This is a genomic window from Paenarthrobacter sp. Z7-10 (assembly GCF_026932795.1).
GTDB lineage: Bacteria > Actinomycetota > Actinomycetes > Actinomycetales > Micrococcaceae > Arthrobacter_M.
Window position 1 is genome coordinate 40,226 of record NZ_JADPVH010000009.1, and the last position, 21,464, is coordinate 61,689.

Below are 21,464 nucleotides of genomic sequence, written 5' to 3' on the forward strand. Positions count from 1 at the left end.
TTCAGACCTTGACGGCCGGGGGGTGCACGCCGACGCTGGGTTCCGACGGCCTCAGGCTCATGCTGCCGGTTCCTGGCCCCCTGCCGGCCACCGGCCCCGTGGCGCTGGCTTCCGGCTTCGTGCCGCTGGCCTCGGGCCCTGTCGCCACCGGAAGTTGTGCATGGTTGGACCAAGCGGACCATGAGCCAGGAAAGAGTGTGGCGTCGATGCCGGCAATTTCGAGTGCGGCAATTTCGTGCGCCGCGGTGACGCCGGAGCCGCAGTACACGGCAACCGGGGTGGCTGCACTGATACCGAGGGCCGCGAAGCGGGCCGCCAGCTCGTCGGCCGGCAGGAAGCGCTGGTCGGCACCGAGGTTGCCCCCTGTTGGCGCGCTCAAGGCCCCCGGGATATGACCGGCCTTGGGGTCCATGGGCTCGGTCTCGCCGCGGTAGCGCTCGGGTGCCCGAGCGTCCAGCAGCTTGCCCGTCGCCGACCAGTGCGCCACCTCGTCGATCCCCGCGGTGGGCAGGTGGCCACTGGAAAGCTGCACATTACCCAGGCAGGGCTGCTCGATTCCGCGTTCGATGGCTTGGTTGGCCTGACGCCATGCCGCCAGTCCGCCGTCGAGCATTGAAACCTGATTAAAGCCTGCGTACCTCAGCAGCCACCACAACCGTGCTGCGGCGGTATTGCCATTGTCGTCATACGCTACGACCGTGTCGCCGTCGTTGATCCCCCAGCACCGTGCCGATTCCGCGAAAGCCTGGGGCTGCGGCAGCGGATGCCTCCCGTCCGTGGCGGGACCCGTGCCAGCCAGTTCCGTCGCCAGGTCCACAAAAACCGCGCCGGGAATATGCCCGGCGGTGTAATGCGCGCGGCCGTGGGGATCTCCCAGCACCCAGCGGACATCGAGAAGAACGGTCCGGGCTCCGGAGGCCATGCGGTGCACCAGGGTGTCCACGCTCATCAGGGTGTTCATCAAATCTCCTTTGATTCGTGCACCTTGGATGGATGCACTTAAAAACGGTGGGTCGAAGGTTGTCCGAATTCACCGCTGGTTGTCATAACCAGTTTCTCTTTTTGAAAATCACATATAAAGCAACCGAAACCAGTACTATCAGGATCGCTGCCAGTCCCACTCCCGCCTGCGTGCCGACCCCCGGATACGGAACATTCATTCCGTAAAAGCCGGTGATCGCCGTCGGAACCGCAATGATCGCGGCCCAGCTGGTGACCTTCTTCATGATCACATTCATATTGTTGCCCTGAATGGTCAAGTATGTCTGCAGGACGTTGTTGACCATGTCGCGGGCGGACTCGGTCCAGTCCACGGCCCGGAGCACATGGTCATAGACATCCTGGAAGTAGGGCACCAGCTCGGACTTCAGCGGCTCAGACCCATCCTGCCGGGCTGTCTCATGGCGCAGCACCGCGCTGAGCACCTCGCGCATTGGAACCAACACGCGCCGCAAGGTGGTCAGCTCCTTATGCAGGCGGAAACTCTCCAGCTGAACGTCCTTGGGCCGGTGCGCAAAGAGCAGCGAACCCAGGTCGTCCGCCCGCGAATCCAGGGCCTCCGACGCGGCCAGCTGACCATCCACCAGGGAATCAAGCAGGGCATAGACCAAGAAGCCCGAACCACACTGCGCGGGTTCCTCCGCTTCCTCCGCCCGGCGCAGCACCTCCTCGGCATCGAATCCCGGTCCGTCCGGAACCACGACCACGACGTTGGCGGTGATGAACGCGGAAACCTCGGTGGTGTGCAGCCGGATTCCGGCCGGATCGGCGGACTCTTCATCCACCGAGGTGACATAGGCGTTCAGGAAAAAGTGGTCCCGATAGGCCTCGAGCTTGGGCCGCTGCCGCTCCCCCAGGACATCCTCCACCGCCAGCCGGTGGAAACCCAGCTGCTCGCGCAACCGGCCAATGACGGCCTCATCCGGGGCGGAAACGTCGATCCAGACGGTTGCCTCCGGGTCCTTCGCCAACTGACCGAGCTGGTTCACCGTGGCTTCTTCCCCGGTGCGGCGGCCGCCGCGGTAAACCCTGATCCTGAGCATCCACCCACTCTAACCGCGGGCGGCCCCGGCTCGGATACGCTGGCTGCATGGAGACTCCCGCATGTACGCCGCAGCGCAGCTGGGCGGATTGGGCCCTGCGCCGGATCGAAGCCGAAAATAACCGTTCCGCGGACACGCACCTCTATGCCGTGCCACTGCCGGAGGACTGGGGCGTCCAGTTGTACCTCAAGGATGAGTCGACGCACCGCTCCGGCAGTCTCAAACATCGGCTGGCCCGGTCCCTGTTCCTGTTCGGCCTGGTCAACGGCTGGATCTCGGAGGGCACCACCATCGTGGAGGCCAGCTCCGGCAGCACCGCAGTTTCGGAAGCCTATTTTGCCCGCCTGATCGGCCTGCCCTTCGTTGCCGTCATGACAGCCAGCACCAGCGCGGAAAAGATAGCACTCATCGAAGAATACGGAGGAACGTGCCACTTTGTGGACTCCGCGCCAGAGGTCTACGACGTTGCCGCCGATCTTGCTGCCACCACCGGCGGCCATTACATGGACCAGTTCACTTACGCCGAACGGGCCACGGATTGGCGCGGCAACAACAACATCGCCGAGTCCATCTTCGATCAGCTGGCGATGGAGGAGCACCCGGTGCCGCGCTGGATCGTCGTCGGCGCGGGAACCGGCGGCACCAGCGCAACCATCGGCCGCTACCTGCGCTACTACCGTCACCCTACCCAGCTGGCTGTCGTCGACCCGGAAAATTCCGCCTTCTACCCGGGCTGGAAAACCGGTGATCCGAGCTACTGCACCGGCCAGCCCTCCCGGATCGAGGGCATCGGACGCTCCCGGATGGAACCGAGCTTCGTCCCGTCGGTCATCGATGACATGATCCAGGTCCCGGACGCCGCCTCCGTCGCCGCCATGATCCACCTGCACCGACTCACGGGTTTGCGCGCCGGTCCATCCACCGGCACAAATCTGTGGGGGGTGTGGCAGTTGATGGCGCGGATGATGGCCGACGGCGAACGCGGCAGCATTGTTTCGCTGATGTGCGACGGCGGTGAAAGGTACGAGGGCAGCTACAACAATCCGCAGTGGCTGGCGGAGAAAGGGCTGCAGCCCGGCGCCCATGCGGCAACCTTGGAACGCTTCTTCGCCTCCGGACGTTGGGACGGCTGACGGCGCCCGGCCAGGGATCCCCCGACGCGAGCGTGGCGGGTTCGAACGCGTCCGCTCAGACCTCCACGCTTTCGCCGGCGGCCAGATGGCGGAACTCGGTGCCGTAGCGCGCACCGATCCGCTGGACATGGGATTCGGCGAATCCAAGTCCGTTCTCGTTAAGAAGTCCGTCGTGGATCTGGAAAGCCACCGGTGCCCGCACGGAGGTAACGAAGTCGATGACCTCGGCCGTTTTGGACCACGGCGCATGGATTGGAACCAGCAGGGTCTGCACCGCAATGCCATCCGGGACAATGAAGGAATCACCCGGATGATAAACGTTTTCCTCCACCAAGAAGCCGATGTTGGCCACCACCGGGATGTGCGGATGGATCAGCGCGTGTTGTCCACCGAAACTGCGGATCCCGAAGCCGGCCACGTCGAACGAGGTGTCCGGCTCCGCATCCAGCACCCGGTCCGCGGCATCCGGCGCTTTGCCGCGCAGCGAAGCGGCCACTCCGGCCGGCGCATACACGAGCAGGGCGGGATCCGCGGACAACGACGCCGAAATAGCGTCGGCGTCGAAGTGGTCCGCGTGTTCGTGCGTCACCAGGATGGCGTCCGCACCGCGCAGCGCCTCCCCTGTCTCAGAGAAGACACCAGGATCCAGGACCAGGACTCGGCCTACTTTTTCCAGCCGGATGCAGGCATGCGTGAACTTGGTCAGCTTCATCTGTTCAGCCTACTTCCGTTGTCAGCGGTGTCGGAAGTCCCCCGCGGGTCCCGACGAAGGCACCTCAGGGAGCCGCGTCAGGCCGCGGCACCGCCATCTGGGCTGATAACCTTGGAGGTTGAGGATGGCAGGCAATCAGAAAGCGGGCAACATCGATGTCCCAGCCAGGACGGTCCAGGACGGTGCCCGTGGACGGCGGGCCGGCCAGGGAACAGCGGGTGACGAAGCAACGCCTGGCCGTGGGTGCCGCGCTGGAGAAGATTGATGATTTTGTCAGCACTCAGGAGCTTTACCGGCTGCTGCACAATGACGGCGTGTCCGTCTCGTTGGCCACTTCCTACCGGATCCTCCAATCAATGGCCGACGACGGACTGGTGGACGTGCTCCGCAACGCCGAGGGCGAGGCCGTCTACCGGCGCTGCTCGGTAGCCTCCCATCATCACCATCTGCTCTGCCGCAGCTGTGGCAAGGCGGTGGAAATACAGGCTCCGGCGGTGGAGAGCTGGGCCGCCTCGACCGCGCAGGCCCATGGTTTCACGCAGGTGCAGCACACGGTGGAAATTTACGGCCTGTGCCCGGAATGTTCCGCGGCCGGCCGCACCTGATCCGACATCCTATCCAGCTCGCCGGCTTTGGCTCGGGCGCCGGCATCCACGTCCTCGATCGCTCCAGCGCCGGAACCGGCACCGAGGCCAGCGGCGGAACTGGATCCGCCGGCGTTGCTCCCGGACCTCCTGCCATTGGAGCCACGTTTACGCCGATACCGGCCCAACAGACGGCATACGAGGTAAATGAGGAATGACAGCGTGGTCACGTACGGGCTGATCGGAATCCGGCCGCCCAGGGCAAGCAGAATGCCTCCGACGGTTGCGGTGACGGCGAAAGTGATGCTCAACAGCACCACGACTTTAGGCGCCGATGAGACCCGCAGGGCGGCGGCGGCCGGTGTTATGACCAGCGCCAGGACCAGCAGCGCACCCACGATCTGAATGGACAACGCCACCGAAATTCCGAGCAGGAACATAAACACCATCGACAAGGTGCGCACCGGCACGCCGCGGGCCTGCGCGATGTCAGGATCGGCGCTGGCGAACGTGAGCGGACGCCAGATAGCCAGCAGTGCGGCCACCACGACGACGGCGGCGCCCACCAGAAGTGAGAGCTGGTTGGAGTCCACCGAAACAATCTGCCCGGTCAGCAGACCGAATTTGTTCGCCGCACGGCCCTGGTACAAGGACAGGAACAGGATTCCCAGTCCCAGTCCGAAGGGCATGATCACACCGATAATGGAATTCCGGTCCCGCGCCCGCACGCCCATCACGCCAAGCAGCAGTGCGGCCAAAATGGACCCAACGACGGAACCCAGGATCACGTCGGCGCCGATCAGCAGCGCAAAAGCGGCCCCGGCGAAGGACAGCTCGGCGATGCCGTGCACGGCAAAGGCGAGGTCGCGCATCATCACGAACGTGCCGATCAGCCCGCCCACCAGGCCCAGCACGGCTCCGGCGACGATGGAGTCCCGGAACAGCGGCAGCAGTTCCCCGTAATTCTGGAAATTCAGCGCCGCGTCGAGAAAGTCCTGCACGCTCATCCCGGTCCTCCATCGGCGTGCGCGTGGGTGGTGGCATCGGGCAGTCCGACGACGACGATCCGGCCATGCGCATGCAGGACCTCGACGTCGGTGCCGTACAGTTCCGAGAGCACCTCGGTGGTCATCACTTCTTCCGGAGCGCCAATCCGGAACTTTCCGCCGGCCAGATACAGCACCCGGTCCACGTGGTCGATGATCGGGTTGATTTCGTGGGTAACGAAGACAACGGCGGTGCGGTTATTCCGGCACTGATCGCTGACCAGCCGGCTGACCGCCTTCTGGTGGTTGAGGTCCAGGGAGAGCAGCGCCTCGTCGCACAGCAGCACTTCGGGCTGGGCTGCCAGCGCCTGCGCAACGCGAAGGCGCTGCTGCTCACCGCCGGACAGCAGGCCCACGGGCACGTCGGCGTAGTCGCCGGCTTCGACCTGGGCCAGCAGCTGATCCACCCGCCGGCGGTGCGCTCTGCCATGGATCCGGATGCCCCAGCGGTGTCCATCCAGACCCAAGCCCACCAAGTCCCGGGCGCGCAGCGGCGTGTCCGGAGCAAAGGACTTCTGCTGCGGCACGTAGCCAATATGGCCGCTCCCGCGCCGGGCCGGCTCACCGCCGACCGTGACCATGCCGCCGGTCAGCGGCTGCAAACCCAACAGCACCTTGAGCAGGCTGGTCTTACCGCTGCCATTTGGTCCGAGCACGGCAAAAAACTCCCCCGCCTTAATCTCCAGGTCAAGTTCGCTCCACAGCATCCGGTCGCCAAAGCCCAGGCTGGCCTGCTCAAGACGCACCACGGTGGGTGGCATATCCCGTCCTGTTCCATTCATGTTGTTCCGCCGCCGCTACGGTGCCGGAGAGGTGGTCAGCGCCTGACCGATGTGATCGGCATTGGCGTTCATCCAGGCCAGGTAGTCCAAGTCCTGCGGCAGGGTCTCGCTGAAACTGACTACCGGGATGCCCGCGGCTGTGGCAGCGTCCCGAAGGGCCCGGGTCTGCGGGCCCTCGGTCTGATCGTTATAAGCAAGGAATTTCACCTTTTTATTGCGGAGCAGGTCGGTGGTCTCCTTGAGCACCGAGGCAGGAACGTCCGTGCCCTGCTCCACGGCATGGCTGTAGGCCGGCGGGGTCTGATTGACCAGTCCCGCCGCCTGCAGCAGATACAGCGGCACCGGTTCCGTGATCGCCACCGGTTCTGTGCCGTGCGCGGCCTTCAGCGCCGCGAGTTTGGCCGAGATCCGCTGGGTCGAGGCCTTAAAGGCGTCCGCGTTAACCCGGAAGGAAGGAGCAGAACTCGGGTCCAGCTCTCCCAGCCGGCTGGCGATTGCGTCCGCCAGCCGGGCCACAGTTGGCATAAAGTACCAGACGTGTTCGTTGAAGCTGTCCCTGGTCGCGTCGGTTTCAAGGCCTGAAAGACGGGCCACATTCAGGATCCGCTCCGCAGGCAGCGTGCCGCCGGCAGCGAGCTGGTCGAAAAAGTCATCATAGCCGCCGCCGTTTTCGATCCCCAGTTGAGCCTTGGAAACGGCGAGCTTATCCTGGGCCGTGGCCTGGTATGAGTGCGGGTCCTGGCTGGGCAGGTCGATGATGGAGCGCACCGTTACCTTGTCCCCGCCAATCCGCGCCGCGATGTCGCCGTAGACATTGGTGGAGGCAACCACGCTGATGCGTGCCGGCGCCGGCGTGCCGGCGGCCGCTCCCGGTGCCGCGTCGGTGCCGCAGCCGGAGAGCATGAGCACCGACAGCATGGCCAGGGCCATGGCCAGCGCCGGAGGGACCGGCAGCGGCGGAGAATAGCGGCGATGCCGCATTGAGGACTCCAGCTCTGTGGGGAAGTGGATCAGGATAACGATCGCTTCCCAGCATATCTCAAATAGGAATCATTCGCAGCAAGGACCAAGCAAGCCCACGATCAGGCAGTTTCCGTCTCGCCCAGCCGGCGGACGCCCTTGGCTTGAGTGGCATCCCGGATCTCGCCCACCAATTGCTCTATGACGTCCTCGAGGAAGAGCACGCCCTGGGTGCGGCCATCCGGGGAAATGACGCGTGCCAAGTGCGAGCCGGTGCGCTGCATCGTGGCCAGCGCTTCCTCCACGTCGTCTGCGAGGGCCAGATTAGCGAGGGTACGGACCCGGCTCTCGGCAATGGGTGCTTCGTAGCTGTCCAGCGGAATGGAAATCACGTCCTTGACATGCAGGTAGCCGGTGAGCGTGCCCGCCCCATCGGCCAGCACGAAGCGCGAGAATCCGGTTCGCCGGACGGCCTGTTCAAACTCCACGGGAGTCGCAGTGGTGCGCAGCGTGACCAATTCCGACAGCGGGACCATAATGTGTTCGGCCGTATGCGCGGAGAATTCCAGCGCCCCGCTGATCAAACCGGTTTCATCAAAGACCAATCCGTGCCGGGTGGATTCCTCCACGATGGACTGCACCTCTTCCAGCGTGAAGCTGGAGGACACCTCGTCCTTAGGCTCGACGCGCAACAGCCGCAGCGTGCCGTTTGCCAGCCAGTTCAGTGAATGGATCACCGGCCGGACCAGCCTGCCGATGAACACCAGCGGCGGAGCCAGCAGCAGGGCGGCCCGGTCCGCCATGGAAACCGAGATGTTCTTCGGGATCATTTCCCCGAAAGTGACGTGCAGGAAGGTGACGGCCAGCAGTGCCACCACGAACGTCACGGGCGCCGCAATCTCATCCGGCAGGCCAACCGCGGCAAGCGGACCACCCAATAGGTGGTGAATGGCCGGCTCGGCCACGTTCAGGATCAGCAGCGAACACACCGTGATGCCCAGCTGCGCACAGGCAAGCATCAACGAGACGTTTTCCATTGCTGCCAGCGTGGTCTTCGCCCTCGCGGAACCAGCCTCCGCACGCGGCTCAATCTGGCTTCGCCGGGCGGACATGATCGAAAATTCCGCCGCCACAAAGAACGCATTACCGGCCAGCAGCAGCACCAGAGCACCCAGTCCGCCCCACTCGCTCATACCGCACCACCCTTGCTGGAACGGGCGTCGGCACCCGCGCCGAAGCCACCCTTGGCGGAACGGGCGTCGGCACCCGCGCCGAAGCCACCCTCGCCGGAACGGGCATCGGCACCTACGCCGAAACCACCCTCGCCGGAACGGGCGTCGGCACCCGCGCCGAAGCCACCCTCGCCGGAACGGGCATCGGCACCTACGCCGAAACCACCCTCGCCGGAACGGGCATCGGCACCTACGCCGAAACCACCCTCGCCGGAACGGACATCGGCACCCGCGCCGAAACCACCCTCGCCGGAGGTGCCGCCGTCGACGGCCGCCGAGGTGGGACGGAACCGGATCCGATCGACCCTGCGCCCCTCCAGCCGCTCAACTTCAAGCGCTCCGCCGTCGATCGCCACCCTGTCCCCCACCGCGGGGATGCGCCCCAGTTCGGCCATGATGAAGCCGCCCAGCGTCTCATAGCTGGATTCGTCCGGCACGCGCAGCCCGGGAATCTGTTCCGTCACCTCGTCGGGGCGCATCAGGCCGGGGAAATACCAGTCCCCGGAGGCACTCTGCAGCACGCCGGGCTTGGTGCGGTCGTGCTCGTCCGAGACTTCCCCGACAATCTCCTCGACCAGATCCTCAAGTGTTGTCACACCGGCCGTTCCACCATATTCGTCCAGCACCACAGCCAGCTGGAGGTTGCCCTCGCGCAGTTCGGACAGCAGGGAGTCCAGGTGAATGGTTTCCGGCACCCGCAGCACATCGGTCATGATCGCGCCCGCCTGCAGCTGGGCCCGCTTGGCGGCCGGAACGGCAATCGCCTTTTTGACGTGCACCACGCCGCGGATGTCATCAGGGGATTCGCCGATCACCGGGAAGCGGGAAAAACCCGTCCGCCGGGCCGCTTCGACAATATCGGCTACGGATTGCTCGGACTCTATGGTTTCCACCCGGATTCGGGGCGTCATGACGTCCGCGGCTGTCCGGGCTGAAAAACTCAGCGTTTTTGCCACAAAATTCGCGGTCCCCTTGTCCAAAGTTCCCATTGCGGCGGAGCGCCGCACCAGCGAGGCCAGCTCGGCCGGCGTGCGCGCTCCGGATATCTCCTCCTTGGCCTCCAAGCCGAACACGTTCAGTACCCGGTTGGAGAAGCCGTTGAGCACCACAATGGCGGGCTTGAAAATGGCCGTGAAGACCAGTTGCGGCCGAGCCACCGCCTTGCCGATCTCCAGCGACAGTGAAATGGCCATGTTTTTGGGGACCAGTTCACCCATCAGCATCGAGGCAAGCGTTGCCAGCACCATGGCGGCGGTCAGCGAGACAGGTTCAACCGCCGTCGCCGGCAGACCTGCGGCCCGCAACGGCGCAGCGAGCAGTCCACCCAGCGCCGGCTCCATCACAAAACCGGTGAGCAGCGTGGTCAGCGTGATGCCCAGCTGACAGCTGGAAAGCTGAGTGGAAAGTGACTTCAGGCAGCGCAGCAGCGGTTCCGCACGGGTGTCACCGTTGCTGATGGCCCGCTGGACGGTGGATTGGTCAAGGGCAACGAGGGAAAATTCGACGGCGACGAAGAAGCCTGTCCCCAGGATCAGCAGCAGGCCCACGGCCAGCAAAATCCACTCCATCAGCGGAACACCGCCCGCGGAACACCCGTTGGGTCGCTGGAAATCTTCGCGCGTTCAGGCGGAGGGCGGTCGGCCGTGGCAGCGGCCGACGTGGCAGTAGAGGGACGGTGGGCACGAGTGCGGGGTCTGCCGGCGTTGCGGGGGTTCGAGGTACTGCGGCTCGAACCCGGGCGCCGGCCCCTAGAGTTACTGTCCATAGGAGCTCTATTCTACAGGACCAGCGTTCCCGCCGGTGGACGCCGGGCGTCCGCAGGGCCCGCGCTGGAGCCGGTCGACGGCGGGCCCGCCGGGCCCGCGCTAGAGCCGGGTGTCGAAGGAACCACAGAAGACATTCTCGTTGTAGGTTCCGTGGAACTCCGACGTGCCTTGGATCTTCCCGATCGCAGCGCGGATGGCTTCCGGTGTCGCCGCATGGGCGTGGATCGCCGTTTTCACCATCGGCACGTCAATCAGGTGGTTTGGCTGATTGAGCGAGACGAAGACCGTGGGTACCTCGGTCACGTACCAGGGAATTTCCGCCGCCATCGGGCTGGACCACTTGATCCGGATGGCCGCCTCCTGGGCAAAGCCTTTGACGTTGGCAAAAACGAAGGCCGCGTCGTACTTCTGCGCATAGTCTCCGGTCGCTTCCTCGGAGATGACGGACAGGAAATTCACGTCTTTTTCGCCGTCGGCCTCGCGTTGTGCGGCGGTCCTGAACACATGGACCTCGAAACCGGCGTTCTCCAACTCCTTGCGAACCACGTCCAAGTACGCCAGCGGATTCGACCGGGTGAAATCCGCGCCGCCCGAAATCCCGTACAGGCGGATGCGCGGATGGGTCAGCGGAGTAATGGGCAGGATCCCGGCTGTGTCCTTAATCAGGGTCACGGTCTTGTCCGCGATCGCAGCGGCGACGGCACGGTGCTGTTCGCTGCCCACCAGGGCAAGCGCCTCGACCGGTGCGACGATGTCCGCGCGCGGGATTTTGTGCAGCCCCAGGGAAGCCTTCAGCGCCAGGATACGCTGCAGCGCGTCGTGGAGTCGCTCCTCCGTAATGACACCACTTGTGTAACCGTCCAGCATGTAGCCGAAGTCCTCCTCCGGGTTACGGAAGAACAAAAACATGTCGCAGCCGGCGGCAATGGTCGCCGGCACCAGGTCCTGTCGCTTCATGGCCTGGGTCAGGCCCACCATCTGCGACGCATCAGTGAGGATCAGCCCATTGAAGCCCAGCTCCCCGCGCAGCAGATCCTGCAGCAGTTCCGGGGCGAGCGTGGCCGGCATGACCTGCTGATCTTCCAGACCCGGGCGGAACCGCCGGGACAGTTCCGGCGCACCGATGTGGCCGATCATGATCGACTGGACGCCGTGTCCGATCATCTCCCGGTACACCTGCCCGTAGGTCCGGTTCCAGTCGTCGTAGCCCAAAGTGTTGTAGGAGGTGACCACATGCTGGTCACGCTCATCCACCCCGTCGCCTGGGAAGTGCTTTATGGCGCAAGCCATTCCCGACTCGCTGATCCCGTCGAAGTACTCCTTGGCCCGCTCGATCACTAGCTCCGGATTATTGCCGAAGGACCGGGTGGAGATGACGGTGTTGCGCCAGTTGTAATGGATGTCCACAATCGGTGCGAACGCCCAGTTGCAGCCGATCGCGGTGCATTCCACGCCAGCTACCCTGCCCATGTCACGGGCGATGCTCTTGTCCGGATGGGAGCCGGCCTGAAGATGTGTGCACACGAAGGTGCCGTCATCGCAGCTGCCGAAGCCGCCCATCTCCGGGTTGGAGGCCACCAGCAGCGGCACCTTAGTCCTGGACTGGGCGTAGCGGATGTGCTCCTGGACCGCGCTGGCGGGACCGGGCCGGTAGCGCATGCCGCCTACGTGGTACTTCTCCAGCACGGCGTCGAGGTACTCCGGGGAGAAGTCGTTGTTGTGGTTGATGAACAACTGGCCAATTTTCTCCGCCAGGCTCATTGAGGCAATCGTGGAGTGCACCCAGGCGACGGCGTCCTCGTCCAGGTTGAACGGGGCCGCCGTCAGGTCCACGCTGAACGGCGCCTGCCGCCCACGGGCGGGCGTGGCTGAAGCGGGCGCGGCCGCAAGGAGCGGGAGCGCCGCCAGACCGGCGACGGCCGCGGCCACCACCTGATCCACGGGTAACGAGATGTCGACGACGACGCCAGCCTCGTCGGAGCCGAGCGGTTCCAACGTGGCCAGCTGGGAATCCAAAAGGGCCGGCGGCATGAAGTGCCCGCTCCGGCCCTCCAGCCGGGCTTCCAGGACAGCCCTCGTCCCGTTCAGATGCAGGAAGGCAGTATCGGGAGCCTGGGCCCGGATGGCATTCCGGTAGCTGCGTTTGAGCGCAGAACAGGCGATCACCAGGCCGGCAGCTGAGGCACCGCCGACAGCGCTCGCACCATCGGTTACTCGACCCCCGTCAGCCGCCGCCAGCTCGGCCCCGACCTGCGCAAGCCAGGGCCAGCGGTCCTCGTCATTCAGAGGGATGCCGGCTGCCATCTTGGCCACATTTTCCACCGGATGCAGCGCGTCCCCGTCGATGAATGGGACGCCCAGCTCTCGAGCCACCAGCGCGCCAATGGTGGTTTTTCCGCAGCCGGAAACACCCATCACTACGACCTTCACCAGTCATGCACCGTGCCGTCTGCCAGGCGATTGTAGGGCAGGTAGGCCTGCTGGTAGGGGAAGGAGGCGGCAGCCTCCTCGTTGAGCTCGATGCCCAGGCCCGGCTTGTCCCCCGGGTGCAGGAAGCCGTCGGCGAAGGTCATTGACTGCTCAAAGACTGTGTTTGTGGCTTCACTGTGCTCCATGTACTCCTGGATGCCAAAGTTATGGATGGCAAGACCCAGATGGGTCTGCGCGGCCAAACCCACCGGCGAAACATCGGTAGGGCCATGGAAGCCGGACTTAATCTGATACTGCGCGGCGTAGTCCATCACCTTTTTCAGCGGCGAGATGCCGCCGAAGTGGGTGGAAGCAGCGCGCACGTAGTCGATCAGCTGTTCCCGGATCAGCGTCTGGAAGTCAAAGACGGTATTAAAGACCTCCCCCACGGCCAGCGGGGTGGTGGTGTGCTGGCGGACCAACCGGAACGCATCCTGGTTCTCCGCGGGAGTGCAGTCTTCCAGCCAGAACAAGTCATACGGTTCCAGCGATTTACCGAGCTTGGCCGCCTGGATGGGCGTCATCCGGTGGTGACCGTCGTGCAGCAGCGGAATTTCTGGGCCGAATTCATTGCGGACCGCCTCGAAGACGGTGGGCACATGCCGCAGGTAGGCGCGGGTATCCCAGTCCTCCTCCGCGGGCTGCGGCCCGCGGCCGGCCGGTTCATAATCGTAGCGCTCACCGGTGGCTTGGGCCTGCGCAGCGACGCCATACAGCGCCTTGATGCCCGGAACGGATGTCTGCACCCGAATGGACTTGTACCCCTCCTCCAGATGCTGGCGGATGGAGTCAAAGAGCTCCGGGATATCCCGGCCCGATGCATGCCCGTAGGTTTGCAAAGCCGTCCGGGAGGCGCCGCCGAGAAGCTGGTAGACGGGCATTCCCGCAACTTTGCCCTTGATGTCCCACAACGCCATATCCACGGCTGCAATGGCCGCCATTGTCACGGGTCCACGGCGCCAGTACGCGCTGCGGTACAGGAACTGCCAGGTGTCCTCGATGCGGTGTGGGTCCCGCTCAATGAGCAGCGGCACCACGTGCTCGGTGAGGTACGCCGCAACGGCGAGCTCACGGCCGTTCAGGGTGGCATCCCCCAGCCCAGTCACGCCCTCATCCGTGGTGATCTTGAGCGTGACAAAGTTCCGGGAGGGGCTGGTGACAATCACATCGGCGGCAATGATCTTCATGGTGTTCCTTTCGGGTCCTTCCAACGGTGGCGCGGGCGGCGCACGAAGCGCTTAGAGCATATCTTTGGGACTGGGCACAGCGGTAGGCAGATCCTGCCGGGATGGATCGCCGGCACCGTGATCGTCGGCAGCGTAATCACCGTCAACGGGCGCTGACGCGGACTTCGCAGCGCGGCGGGCGGTGATCTCGGCGACGATGTCCTTGTGACGAGCATCCGTCAACGGGTAGGCGAGCATCACAGCGATGGCCAGCAGTCCGAAAGCGGCAGGCAGCAGGCCTGCACCGGCGCGGATCCCCAATGTGGCTTCGGCAGTCTGGACCCCGGCGCCCGCCGCGTAGCCGCCCCAAGCCAAGGCATAGGCAGCCAGGGCGCCGCCCACCGCCTGCCCGGTCTTCCGCGTGAAGGAGAAGAGCGCGTAGGTGATGCCTTCAGTGCGCACATGAGTCTTCCACTCGCCGTATTCAACGGTATCCGCCTCCAGCGCCCAGACAAGCATGTTGATCATCAGGATGCCAAACTGCGTGATGACCACACCGACGAAGGCCAACGGCACCACGTTGGCCGGGGCGAAAAAGACGATCAGACCGCCCGCCACCATGACCAGACCCGAGTAGACGTAGGTCTTCTTTTTGCCCAGCTTGCGGACAATCAACGACAGCACACTACCCATGCCAAAGGTCAGGACGATGTTGACGATGGACAGCGCCGCGTACAACGGCAGCGCGTGCAGCACGTCGCGGAAGTAGTAAATCTGGACTGTGCCAACGGCGAGTTGCCCGGTCAGGAACAAGAAGGAGCTCACACAGAGCATCAGTAGCGGCTTGTTGCCCTTGAGCGTGGCCAGGCTCTGTTTGAAACTGACCTTGGGCACCTCGCGGACCACCCGTTCCCTGGTGGAGAGCGCGGTGAACAGGTACAGCGCGGCGCCGATCACCACGAAGATGAGCGTCATGGTGGTGAACAGCGGTTGAAGGTCAACCCCGTGCACCATCCGTGGTGCAATGAAGATCCCCAGAAGGGATCCGACGGTCACGGCGCCGATGGTGCGCGCACCGGCCAGCTTGGCCCGCTCGGAGGAGACCTGTGTCATGGCTCCGGCCAGCGAACCGTAGGGAATATTAACCATGCTGTACGCCAGCCCCAGCAACGTGTAGCTGACGTAGGCCCAGAGCAGCATACCCGTCTGGCCTATCTGCGGAATGGAAAAGCTGGCCGCGCTCAACAGCAGCAGAGGAACCGAGCCGAACATTATTGAAGGGACGGAATTTACCGAATTTCCGGCTGTAGGTTTTGTCCACCATGCGGCCGGCGAAGAGGTCGGAGAACGCGTCGAAGATCCGCACCACCAGCAGCAACGTGCCCGCTGCTGCGGCGCTGATCCCGGCCACGTCCGTGTAGTACAGCAGCAGGAACATGGTCGCCGTGGTGAAGGCCAAGTTGTTGGCTGCGTCCCCCGCTCCATAGCCGACGATACTGACCTTGGACAGCGGCTTGAGCGTCTCATTCATGGCCTGCCGGGAATCGTTTAGTGTCCTCATGGTGGGCTCCTTTACCCGTTGCTCATCATCGAGCAGGTTCTGCTGGTTCATCGTGTGCGGTGGCTGCTTCCGGACACTGCATGTGAGCTGACGTACTTAAGTAGAACAGATAAGGAAACAATTGGCAACCGATTGCCAAACGCATGTAATCGCTTTCTTGCTCAATCTGCCCAGTGAAGCGGTCGATGGATGGGCAGAACGGTGATCTGTCCCACCCCTCATGTCCATCAATGCGCAGAACCGTTCCAATCAGTCAACGAGCAGGACCGTTCCACCCAGTCAACGAAAGGGAATCCGCGTCGACCGTCACGGTCGAAATCCGCTCCAACTATCTGTATACTGTGCCGTCTTACTGTGCCGTCTTACTGTGCCGTCTTACTGTGCCGTCTTACTGTGCCGTCTTACTGTGCCGTCTTACTGTGCCGTCTTACTGTGCCGTCTTACTGTGCCGTCTTACTGTGCCGTCTTACTGTGCCGTCTTACTGTGCCGTCGCGGCACTGATGCCAACCGCCATCGACTCCACGAGGTCCAGCACTCTTTGGTCAGCGGCCAGTTCGGGATCCAGCAGCCCAAGCAGGGCACGGGCGTCCCGCCCGGCCGGCAGATTCAGGGCCTGGACAAGCTGCCCTGCGGCAGCGTCCTGAATCTGGCCACCCGTGGCGTGCCTTGCCCGAAGATAGGCCAGCCAGGAACCGATCATTCTGGCGGCCCCGGTCCCCGATCTGCCCGCTGCCAGCTCCGCCTTCAGGACCGGGATGGCACGCATCCGCAGCTTGCTGGATCCGTCCATGCCAATCTGCGCCAGATAGTGCGCGATTCTGCCATTGCTGAACCGCCTCAGCAATGCTTCGCGGTACGCCGGGATATCCAAGCCGGCGTCGGGCAGATTCGCCTCTGCCTCGTCCCAGAACTCGGTCACCCACGCCCGGCATTCAACGTCTGCCAGCGCCTGCGCCACTGTCTCGTGGCCGCGCAGGCTACCGGCGTACGCCAGGAGCGAGTGCGCCCCATTGAGGAGCCAGAGTTTGCGGTTTTCGAAAGGTTCAATATCGTCCACAAAGACCGCTCCGGCGGCACCCCAGTCCGGCCGGCCGGCCGGGAACTCTCCGCTCAGCACCCAATTGGAAAACGGCTCCGTCACCACAGGCGAGCTGTCCTGAAAGCCGGTCTCCGCCGCAACCAGGCGGATCTCTTCGGCCGTTGTTCGCGGGGTGATCCGATCCACGGAGGTGCCCACAAATGACACGTTTTCCTGGATCCAACGGGCCAGCGCCGGGTCCACCGCTAAGGCCAGACCATGAATGGCTGCCTCGACCGCGGTACGGTTATTGGCCAGGTTATCGCAGGAGACAACCGCAATAGGACCTGCTTCGGAGCGCCGCCGGGCGGCCAGCGCGAACACCAGCCGGCCGGCCGCCGTCGTCGGCCCGCCTTCCGCTCCGTCTCCCGGTCCGCGTCCCAACCCGCCTTCCGCTCCGTCTCCCGGTCCGCGTCCCAACCCGCCTTCCGCTCCGTCTCCGGGTCTGTTTCCCGGCCCGAATTCCGCACCGTTTTCCGGTCCGTTTTCAGGCCCGGCTCCCGGCCCGAATTCCGCACCGCCGTCCGCGCTTCCGTCGACCCTTTGACCGTGGCCGGCTTCTGCCACAGAGGCAAATGCGACGCCGAGACGCTCAATATCCGTCCTCACTGCGGGATTTGCCATGTCCAGCGAGCCCTGTGCATCGAGATTGTAGGCGGCTTCCGTGATGGTGAGAGTCACCAGCGCCGTGCTGGGTGCGGCGACCAGCTCCGCCAGCCGGGTGACGTCGGCGCCGTCGTGGGCCTGAACAATGCTGGCGATGACTTCGAAGGTGTCGCCGTCGTCAGCCCTTTCGATGAGGGTGTAAAGCCCGTCTTGGTCAGCCAGCGCCACGGCGGCGTCAGGACGCCTTCCGGTAAAGGCGGCAATACCCCATTGCCCGGAAGGGTCCGCGCGCTGGGTGTACCAGGCCTGGTGCGCCCGGTGGAAGGCTCCTAGACCGAGGTGCACGATCCGCACCGGCGCCGCGGGGCGGGTATCAAAGGTTGCCCGGCTCAACTGCGGCTGATTCATAGTTTGAAGGCCCTCCGCGGCGCCGCGTCGACGATGTCGACAATAATGTCGGCGGCCCGGGTCTCGGAGATCCGGCGCTCGGCAACCAGCCGGGCCAGGAAAGAGGCTTCGATCCGCCGGGAGGTGTTGTGCCGGGCCGGAATGGAGCAAAAGGCCCGGGTATCGTCGATGAACCCGGAGGACCGGGAGAAGCCAGCCGTCTCGGTGACCGCGGAGCGGAAGCGCAACATGGCATCCGGGGCATCAAGGAACCACCAGGGCGCGCCAATGTAGACCGCGGGGTAAAAGCCCGCCAGCGGCGCGATCTCCCGGGAAAATACCGTTTCGTCCACGGTAAAGGGGATGAAGTGGAAGCCCGGAACCGTGCCGAAGTCCTCCAGCAGGGGCCGGAGCCCTTCGGTGAAGCTGACTGGAAAGGGGATGTCATGCCCCGTATCTGCGCCGAACGATTCAAAGGTGGGGCGGTGGTGGTTGCGGAAAACACCGGGATGCAAAGTCATCACCAGTCCGTCCGCCACCGACATCCGCGCCATCTGATACATCATGTGCGCTTCAAATGCATCCGCATCCTCTGCGGTTGCGTCGCCTCGCCGGGCCTTATCGAACAGGGCCTGGGCCTGCTCTGCCGGCAGTTTCAGAGTGCCGGCGGTCCGGGATCCATGATCGGCGGAAACGGCGCCATGATTGACAAAGTACTGGCGCCGGTTTTCCAGTGCCTGCAGGTAGCCGGGATAACCGCTGTGGCCATCTCCAGCCACGGAGATCAGGCGTTCCACCCGCTCCGCCCAGCCGGCCGCATGAAACTTAATGTAAGCATCCGGTCGGAAGGTTGGCAGGACCCGACCCGGAAAGGTTGGGTCCGCTGCCAGGGCAGCGTGGGCCGACAGGTCGTCCAGCGGGTCGTCGGTGGTGGCCAGCACCTCAATGTTGAAGTCGCTGAACAGCTTCCGTGGACGGAAGTCCGGCTCCCGCAGCCGGGCACTGAGCTGGTCAAAGAGCCCGTCCGCAACGCCGTCGTCCGCGGCCGGCGTGATGGCATCGAGGGCGGAAATGTCCAATCGGAAAACATGTTCAAATTCCTGCCGGAACCAATAGCCCGACGCCGTACCCTCGAACAACGGCCATGCTTTGACGAACGCCCGCCAGACATCGCGGCCGGCTCGGGCCGCGTCAATTCCGGCACCGGCTATCGCTCCGGCTCCAGTTCCGGCGGCAGCAGGTTCAGGCAGGGACGTTGGGTTTCGGACGCCGAGACTGTGCAGTGGAATTCCGCTGGCGTGAATCACCCTCGTGACGTAGTGATCCGGAGTCACCAGCAGCGTTGCGGGATCCGGAAAGGGAGTATTCCTCAGGATCATGGCCGCGTCCACATGTCCATGTGGCGAAAGGATGGGCAGTTGTTCCACCAGAGCCAACAGACGCCGGGCAATGGCCCGGGTGCCTGGATCGGCCGGCAGCAGCCGGTCTGGTTCGGCGGCAATGTTCTCTGACATAGCTTAATCGTCAAACAGCCGATGGTTTTTGTCAACCGGTTGCCAATTCAGCCATCCCGTCGTTCGGTTACTTCCGGCCGCTCCAACGGCGCTCAAACCGAAGGTGCGGGCCCGCTGGACCCTCGAATCACCAATTCGGTGGACAACCCTCCCCGGGGCGGCGGCGGCGAGGTTCCAGCCAAGTCGGCAAGGATCAGGGCGAGCGACGCCGCACCGGCGTCGCGCAGTGGCGACTTGATCGTCGACAGTGGCGGAGTGGTGAAATCAGAACCAAAGATATTGTCAAAGCCCACAATGCTGACATCGCCGGGAACCTGCACGCCGGCCAGCTGCAACTCCCGCATCAGTCCGATAGCCATCAAGTCGTTGTAGCAAATCACGGCCGTGGCACCGCCGGACCGAACCGATGCTGCGGCCTGTCGGCCGCCTTCCACGGTCGGATTACCGGAACTGATTTTTTCCACTTCCAGTGAGGACCACTGACAGCGTTCACGGATGCTTTCCCAACGGTGTCCGGACATCCATGATCGTTCCGGTCCGGCAACATAGGCCAGCTTCTTGTGGCCCAGCCCTGCCAAATGCCTGACCGCTTCGCTGACTCCGGTCTGGATTTCCGCGACCACACTGTGCACATCGCGCACCGAGCGGTTAAGGACCACCACAGGTTTCCTGCCGGCCAGTTCCTGGATCTGGTCATCCGACAGCCGTGGGCTGGCCAGGATGATCCCATCCACGGTGCTGATGATCCGCTTCGCAGCCAACAGTTCCGTCTCCGCTGATTCCGCCGACTCGGCCAGCAGCAGCGTGTAGTTCCGTTCCGACGCGGCTGCTTCGGCCCCACGGATGACGTCGAAATACATTGGGTTGGTGATGTCGGAGACGATCAGGCCAACCGTATTGGTCCTGCCGGTGGGAAGCGCACGGGCGAAGGTATTCACCTGGTAGTTCAGCTCGGCCGCCGCGTCCTCGATTTTCTTCTGCGTCTTAACACTGACGCGGCCGGGATTGCTCAACGCCCGCGACACAGTGGATGCGTTCACACCGGCGGCCTTGGCAATGTCATAGATGGTTGCCGGTGCTCCGGACGGCCGGCTCCGGCCCACGTGCGCGGCTTCGGCACCGGGCTCAGCGTGCTGTGGTGCATTCTGGCTCACGCCAACCTCTTTCCCTTGGGACGGTTGCACCGCCGTGCTCCGGCGAAGTACCCCCGAACCGGTCTTATCTCCACCCTGGATTCCGGGGCTCGGATGATTCCGGGACTCGGGCAATTCAATTTTTTGGCTCCACGGTCCGGCTTTGCAGCCGGTTGCCAGCATAACCCAGTTGGGCGCCACTCCCCTCCCAACTTCCAGCCCACGGCCCACAGCCCTGCCCTGCCCTGCCCTGCCCTGCCCTGCCGGACACTATCCGAACGGCACCGCAGCCGGATAGGACTGGGCGTAGACGTCCTTAATGATCCGCAGCGACTTCAGTGCCTCCGACGGCGAAATCCAGAACGCACCGGGCTCGTCCAGCGTTCGGTAGAAATCCTGGATCAGCAGCGCATGTGAGGCACCCCAATACGCCCGGCCGTCGGTAACGGCCTCCCGTTCCGGGACCACATCGACCCGGCCATCGGCATAGCTCACGGTCAACGCGCCGCGCAGGTTCAGGACCGCCTTTTCGGTGTATATATCCAACGTCACCGGCGCATTGACGGCGTTGGCCAGGGTTGCGTAGAAAACGCTGCGGGCCCCGTTGGCATGCGTTAAGGAAAGGTCGGCTGTGTCCTCAACTTCAATGACGCCGGCCAGGGCACGAGTTCCCGCATGTCCGCGGACTTCTGTCACCTCCCCAACCAGCCACTGCAGCAGATCCAGTGTGTGAATGGCCTGATTCATCAGCAATCCCCCACCGCCGGTGGACCATTGACCGCGCCATGGCCGGTCCAGGTAGTAAGCGGGAGTCCGCGACCACATGACAGTGCCGGCAGCACCGGTGACCGCGCCCAGTCCCCCATCGCCCAGCAGCGACGCCATCGCCTGCACGGGTGCGTTGTAGCGGTTTTGGAAGCACACCCCGATCCGGGCCGAGCTTCGGGCGGCAGCCTGGACCAGCCGCTTTCCCCCGGCCAGGGTGTGGGACAGCGGTTTTTCCAGAATCACGTTGATCCCGCGCTCCAGAGCCGCAATGGCCATCGCCGCATGCTGATGGTGCGGAGTGCAGATGTGCACCACGTCCGGGTGGACCGCATCCAACAAAGTTTCGTAGTCCTCGTACGCCGCCACGCCATGGTGCGCCACGGCGGCGGAGCGACGGTCCAGATCCGGATCGCAGACGGCGGCCAGCTCAATTCCGGGGCTTGCTGAAATCGCGCCGAAGTGAACGGCCGACACATCTCCGCAGCCAATTACCGCTGCTGTGCGCATCATTCCTCCTCAGCCCC

17 protein-coding genes and 1 pseudogene are annotated in these 21,464 nt (G+C 64.1%); 2 read left to right on the plus strand and 16 right to left on the minus strand.

Annotation, left to right across the window (positions count from 1 at the left end; genetic code table 11):
• Window position 1 precedes the first annotated feature (1 nt).
• Entirely contained in the window at window positions 2-961 is a 960-nt protein-coding gene (locus tag IV498_RS04425; protein ID WP_269045354.1) for a sulfurtransferase, read from the minus strand.
• Window positions 962-1,043: 82 nt separating this feature from the next.
• Entirely contained in the window at window positions 1,044-2,042 is a 999-nt protein-coding gene (locus IV498_RS04430; protein WP_269045355.1) for a magnesium transporter CorA family protein, read from the minus strand.
• Between the two features lie 47 nt (window positions 2,043-2,089).
• Between IV498_RS04430 and IV498_RS04435 the strand changes: the two genes are divergently transcribed.
• Window positions 2,090-3,175, plus strand: a complete 1,086-nt coding sequence (locus tag IV498_RS04435; protein ID WP_269045356.1) for a PLP-dependent cysteine synthase family protein — start codon at window positions 2,090-2,092, stop codon at window positions 3,173-3,175.
• A gap of 55 nt (window positions 3,176-3,230) precedes the next feature.
• Here IV498_RS04435 and IV498_RS04440 read toward each other — a convergent pair whose 3' ends face one another.
• Window positions 3,231-3,887, minus strand: a complete 657-nt coding sequence (locus IV498_RS04440; protein WP_269045357.1) for an MBL fold metallo-hydrolase — start codon at window positions 3,885-3,887, stop codon at window positions 3,231-3,233.
• 155 nt (window positions 3,888-4,042) lie between these two features.
• Between IV498_RS04440 and IV498_RS04445 the strand changes: the two genes are divergently transcribed.
• A complete protein-coding gene (locus tag IV498_RS04445) occupies window positions 4,043-4,492 on the plus strand; it encodes a Fur family transcriptional regulator (protein ID WP_269045358.1) in 450 nt (149 codons plus the stop codon).
• Here the strand turns inward: IV498_RS04445 and IV498_RS04450 are convergent.
• The 13 genes and pseudogenes from IV498_RS04450 to IV498_RS04510 all read right to left on the minus strand — a co-directional run bounded on the left by IV498_RS04450 (window position 4,450) and on the right by IV498_RS04510 (window position 21,450).
• A complete protein-coding gene (locus tag IV498_RS04450) occupies window positions 4,450-5,478 on the minus strand; it encodes a metal ABC transporter permease (protein WP_269045359.1) in 1,029 nt (342 codons plus the stop codon). The genes IV498_RS04445 and IV498_RS04450 overlap by 43 nt on opposite strands.
• On the minus strand, window positions 5,475-6,278 hold the full coding sequence (locus IV498_RS04455; RefSeq protein ID WP_269045360.1) for a metal ABC transporter ATP-binding protein: 804 nt from the start codon (window positions 6,276-6,278) through the stop codon (window positions 5,475-5,477). The genes IV498_RS04450 and IV498_RS04455 overlap by 4 nt, the downstream gene beginning before the upstream one ends.
• A gap of 36 nt (window positions 6,279-6,314) precedes the next feature.
• Entirely contained in the window at window positions 6,315-7,280 is a 966-nt protein-coding gene (locus IV498_RS04460) for a metal ABC transporter solute-binding protein, Zn/Mn family (RefSeq protein WP_269045361.1), read from the minus strand.
• A 101-nt stretch (window positions 7,281-7,381) separates the two neighbouring features.
• Window positions 7,382-8,452, minus strand: a complete 1,071-nt coding sequence (locus IV498_RS04465; RefSeq protein WP_269045362.1) for a hemolysin family protein — start codon at window positions 8,450-8,452, stop codon at window positions 7,382-7,384.
• A 287-nt stretch (window positions 8,453-8,739) separates the two neighbouring features.
• Window positions 8,740-10,059, minus strand: a pseudogene (locus IV498_RS04470) (hemolysin family protein); the annotation flags it as partial.
• Between the two features lie 297 nt (window positions 10,060-10,356).
• Window positions 10,357-12,672, minus strand: a complete 2,316-nt coding sequence (locus tag IV498_RS04475) for a gluconokinase, GntK/IdnK-type (protein WP_269045387.1) — start codon at window positions 12,670-12,672, stop codon at window positions 10,357-10,359.
• Between the two features lie 11 nt (window positions 12,673-12,683).
• Window positions 12,684-13,913 carry a D-mannonate dehydratase ManD gene (gene manD / locus IV498_RS04480; protein WP_269045363.1) on the minus strand — a complete coding sequence of 410 codons (1,230 nt, stop codon included), beginning with the start codon at window positions 13,911-13,913 and terminating at the stop codon, window positions 12,684-12,686.
• A 51-nt stretch (window positions 13,914-13,964) separates the two neighbouring features.
• On the minus strand, window positions 13,965-15,137 hold the full coding sequence (locus IV498_RS04485) for a glycoside-pentoside-hexuronide (GPH):cation symporter (protein ID WP_269045364.1): 1,173 nt from the start codon (window positions 15,135-15,137) through the stop codon (window positions 13,965-13,967).
• Complete coding sequence (locus tag IV498_RS04490; RefSeq protein ID WP_269045365.1) at window positions 15,034-15,453, minus strand: MFS transporter; 420 nt, start codon at window positions 15,451-15,453, stop codon at window positions 15,034-15,036. Before IV498_RS04490 ends, IV498_RS04485 begins: the two co-directional genes overlap by 104 nt.
• 479 nt (window positions 15,454-15,932) lie before the next feature.
• Window positions 15,933-17,546 (minus strand): mannitol dehydrogenase family protein, encoded by a 1,614-nt coding sequence (locus tag IV498_RS04495; RefSeq protein ID WP_269045366.1) that lies wholly within the window; start codon window positions 17,544-17,546, stop codon window positions 15,933-15,935.
• Window positions 17,543-19,039 carry a glucuronate isomerase gene (gene uxaC, locus IV498_RS04500; RefSeq protein WP_269045367.1) on the minus strand — a complete coding sequence of 499 codons (1,497 nt, stop codon included), beginning with the start codon at window positions 19,037-19,039 and terminating at the stop codon, window positions 17,543-17,545. Before uxaC ends, IV498_RS04495 begins: the two co-directional genes overlap by 4 nt.
• A 92-nt stretch (window positions 19,040-19,131) precedes the next feature.
• Window positions 19,132-20,193: a LacI family DNA-binding transcriptional regulator gene (locus tag IV498_RS04505; RefSeq protein ID WP_269045368.1), complete on the minus strand. Its 1,062-nt coding sequence runs from the start codon at window positions 20,191-20,193 to the stop codon at window positions 19,132-19,134.
• A gap of 249 nt (window positions 20,194-20,442) precedes the next feature.
• Window positions 20,443-21,450 carry a Gfo/Idh/MocA family protein gene (locus IV498_RS04510; RefSeq protein ID WP_330059157.1) on the minus strand — a complete coding sequence of 336 codons (1,008 nt, stop codon included), beginning with the start codon at window positions 21,448-21,450 and terminating at the stop codon, window positions 20,443-20,445.
• Between the last annotated feature and the right edge of the window lie 14 nt (window positions 21,451-21,464).

Bases quoted from the DNA above. Each gene is read 5' to 3' on its own strand.
- IV498_RS04435 (WP_269045356.1), top strand. From the start codon at position 2,090: ATGGAGACTCCCGCATGTACGCCGCAGCGCAGCTGGGCGGATTGGGCC.
- IV498_RS04460 (WP_269045361.1), bottom strand. From the start codon at position 7,280: ATGCGGCATCGCCGCTATTCTCCGCCGCTGCCGGTCCCTCCGGCGCTG.
- IV498_RS04455 (WP_269045360.1), bottom strand. From the start codon at position 6,278: ATGCCACCCACCGTGGTGCGTCTTGAGCAGGCCAGCCTGGGCTTTGGC.
- IV498_RS04465 (WP_269045362.1), bottom strand. From the start codon at position 8,452: ATGAGCGAGTGGGGCGGACTGGGTGCTCTGGTGCTGCTGCTGGCCGGT.
- IV498_RS04490 (WP_269045365.1), bottom strand. From the start codon at position 15,453: ATGAGGACACTAAACGATTCCCGGCAGGCCATGAATGAGACGCTCAAG.
- IV498_RS04450 (WP_269045359.1), bottom strand. From the start codon at position 5,478: ATGAGCGTGCAGGACTTTCTCGACGCGGCGCTGAATTTCCAGAATTAC.
- manD (WP_269045363.1), bottom strand. From the start codon at position 13,913: ATGAAGATCATTGCCGCCGATGTGATTGTCACCAGCCCCTCCCGGAAC.
- IV498_RS04445 (WP_269045358.1), top strand. From the start codon at position 4,043: ATGTCCCAGCCAGGACGGTCCAGGACGGTGCCCGTGGACGGCGGGCCG.
- IV498_RS04425 (WP_269045354.1), bottom strand. From the start codon at position 961: ATGAACACCCTGATGAGCGTGGACACCCTGGTGCACCGCATGGCCTCC.
- IV498_RS04430 (WP_269045355.1), bottom strand. From the start codon at position 2,042: ATGCTCAGGATCAGGGTTTACCGCGGCGGCCGCCGCACCGGGGAAGAA.
- IV498_RS04510 (WP_330059157.1), bottom strand. From the start codon at position 21,450: ATGATGCGCACAGCAGCGGTAATTGGCTGCGGAGATGTGTCGGCCGTT.
- IV498_RS04495 (WP_269045366.1), bottom strand. From the start codon at position 17,546: ATGAATCAGCCGCAGTTGAGCCGGGCAACCTTTGATACCCGCCCCGCG.
- IV498_RS04475 (WP_269045387.1), bottom strand. From the start codon at position 12,672: ATGGGTGTTTCCGGCTGCGGAAAAACCACCATTGGCGCGCTGGTGGCT.
- IV498_RS04440 (WP_269045357.1), bottom strand. From the start codon at position 3,887: ATGAAGCTGACCAAGTTCACGCATGCCTGCATCCGGCTGGAAAAAGTA.
- uxaC (WP_269045367.1), bottom strand. From the start codon at position 19,039: ATGTCAGAGAACATTGCCGCCGAACCAGACCGGCTGCTGCCGGCCGAT.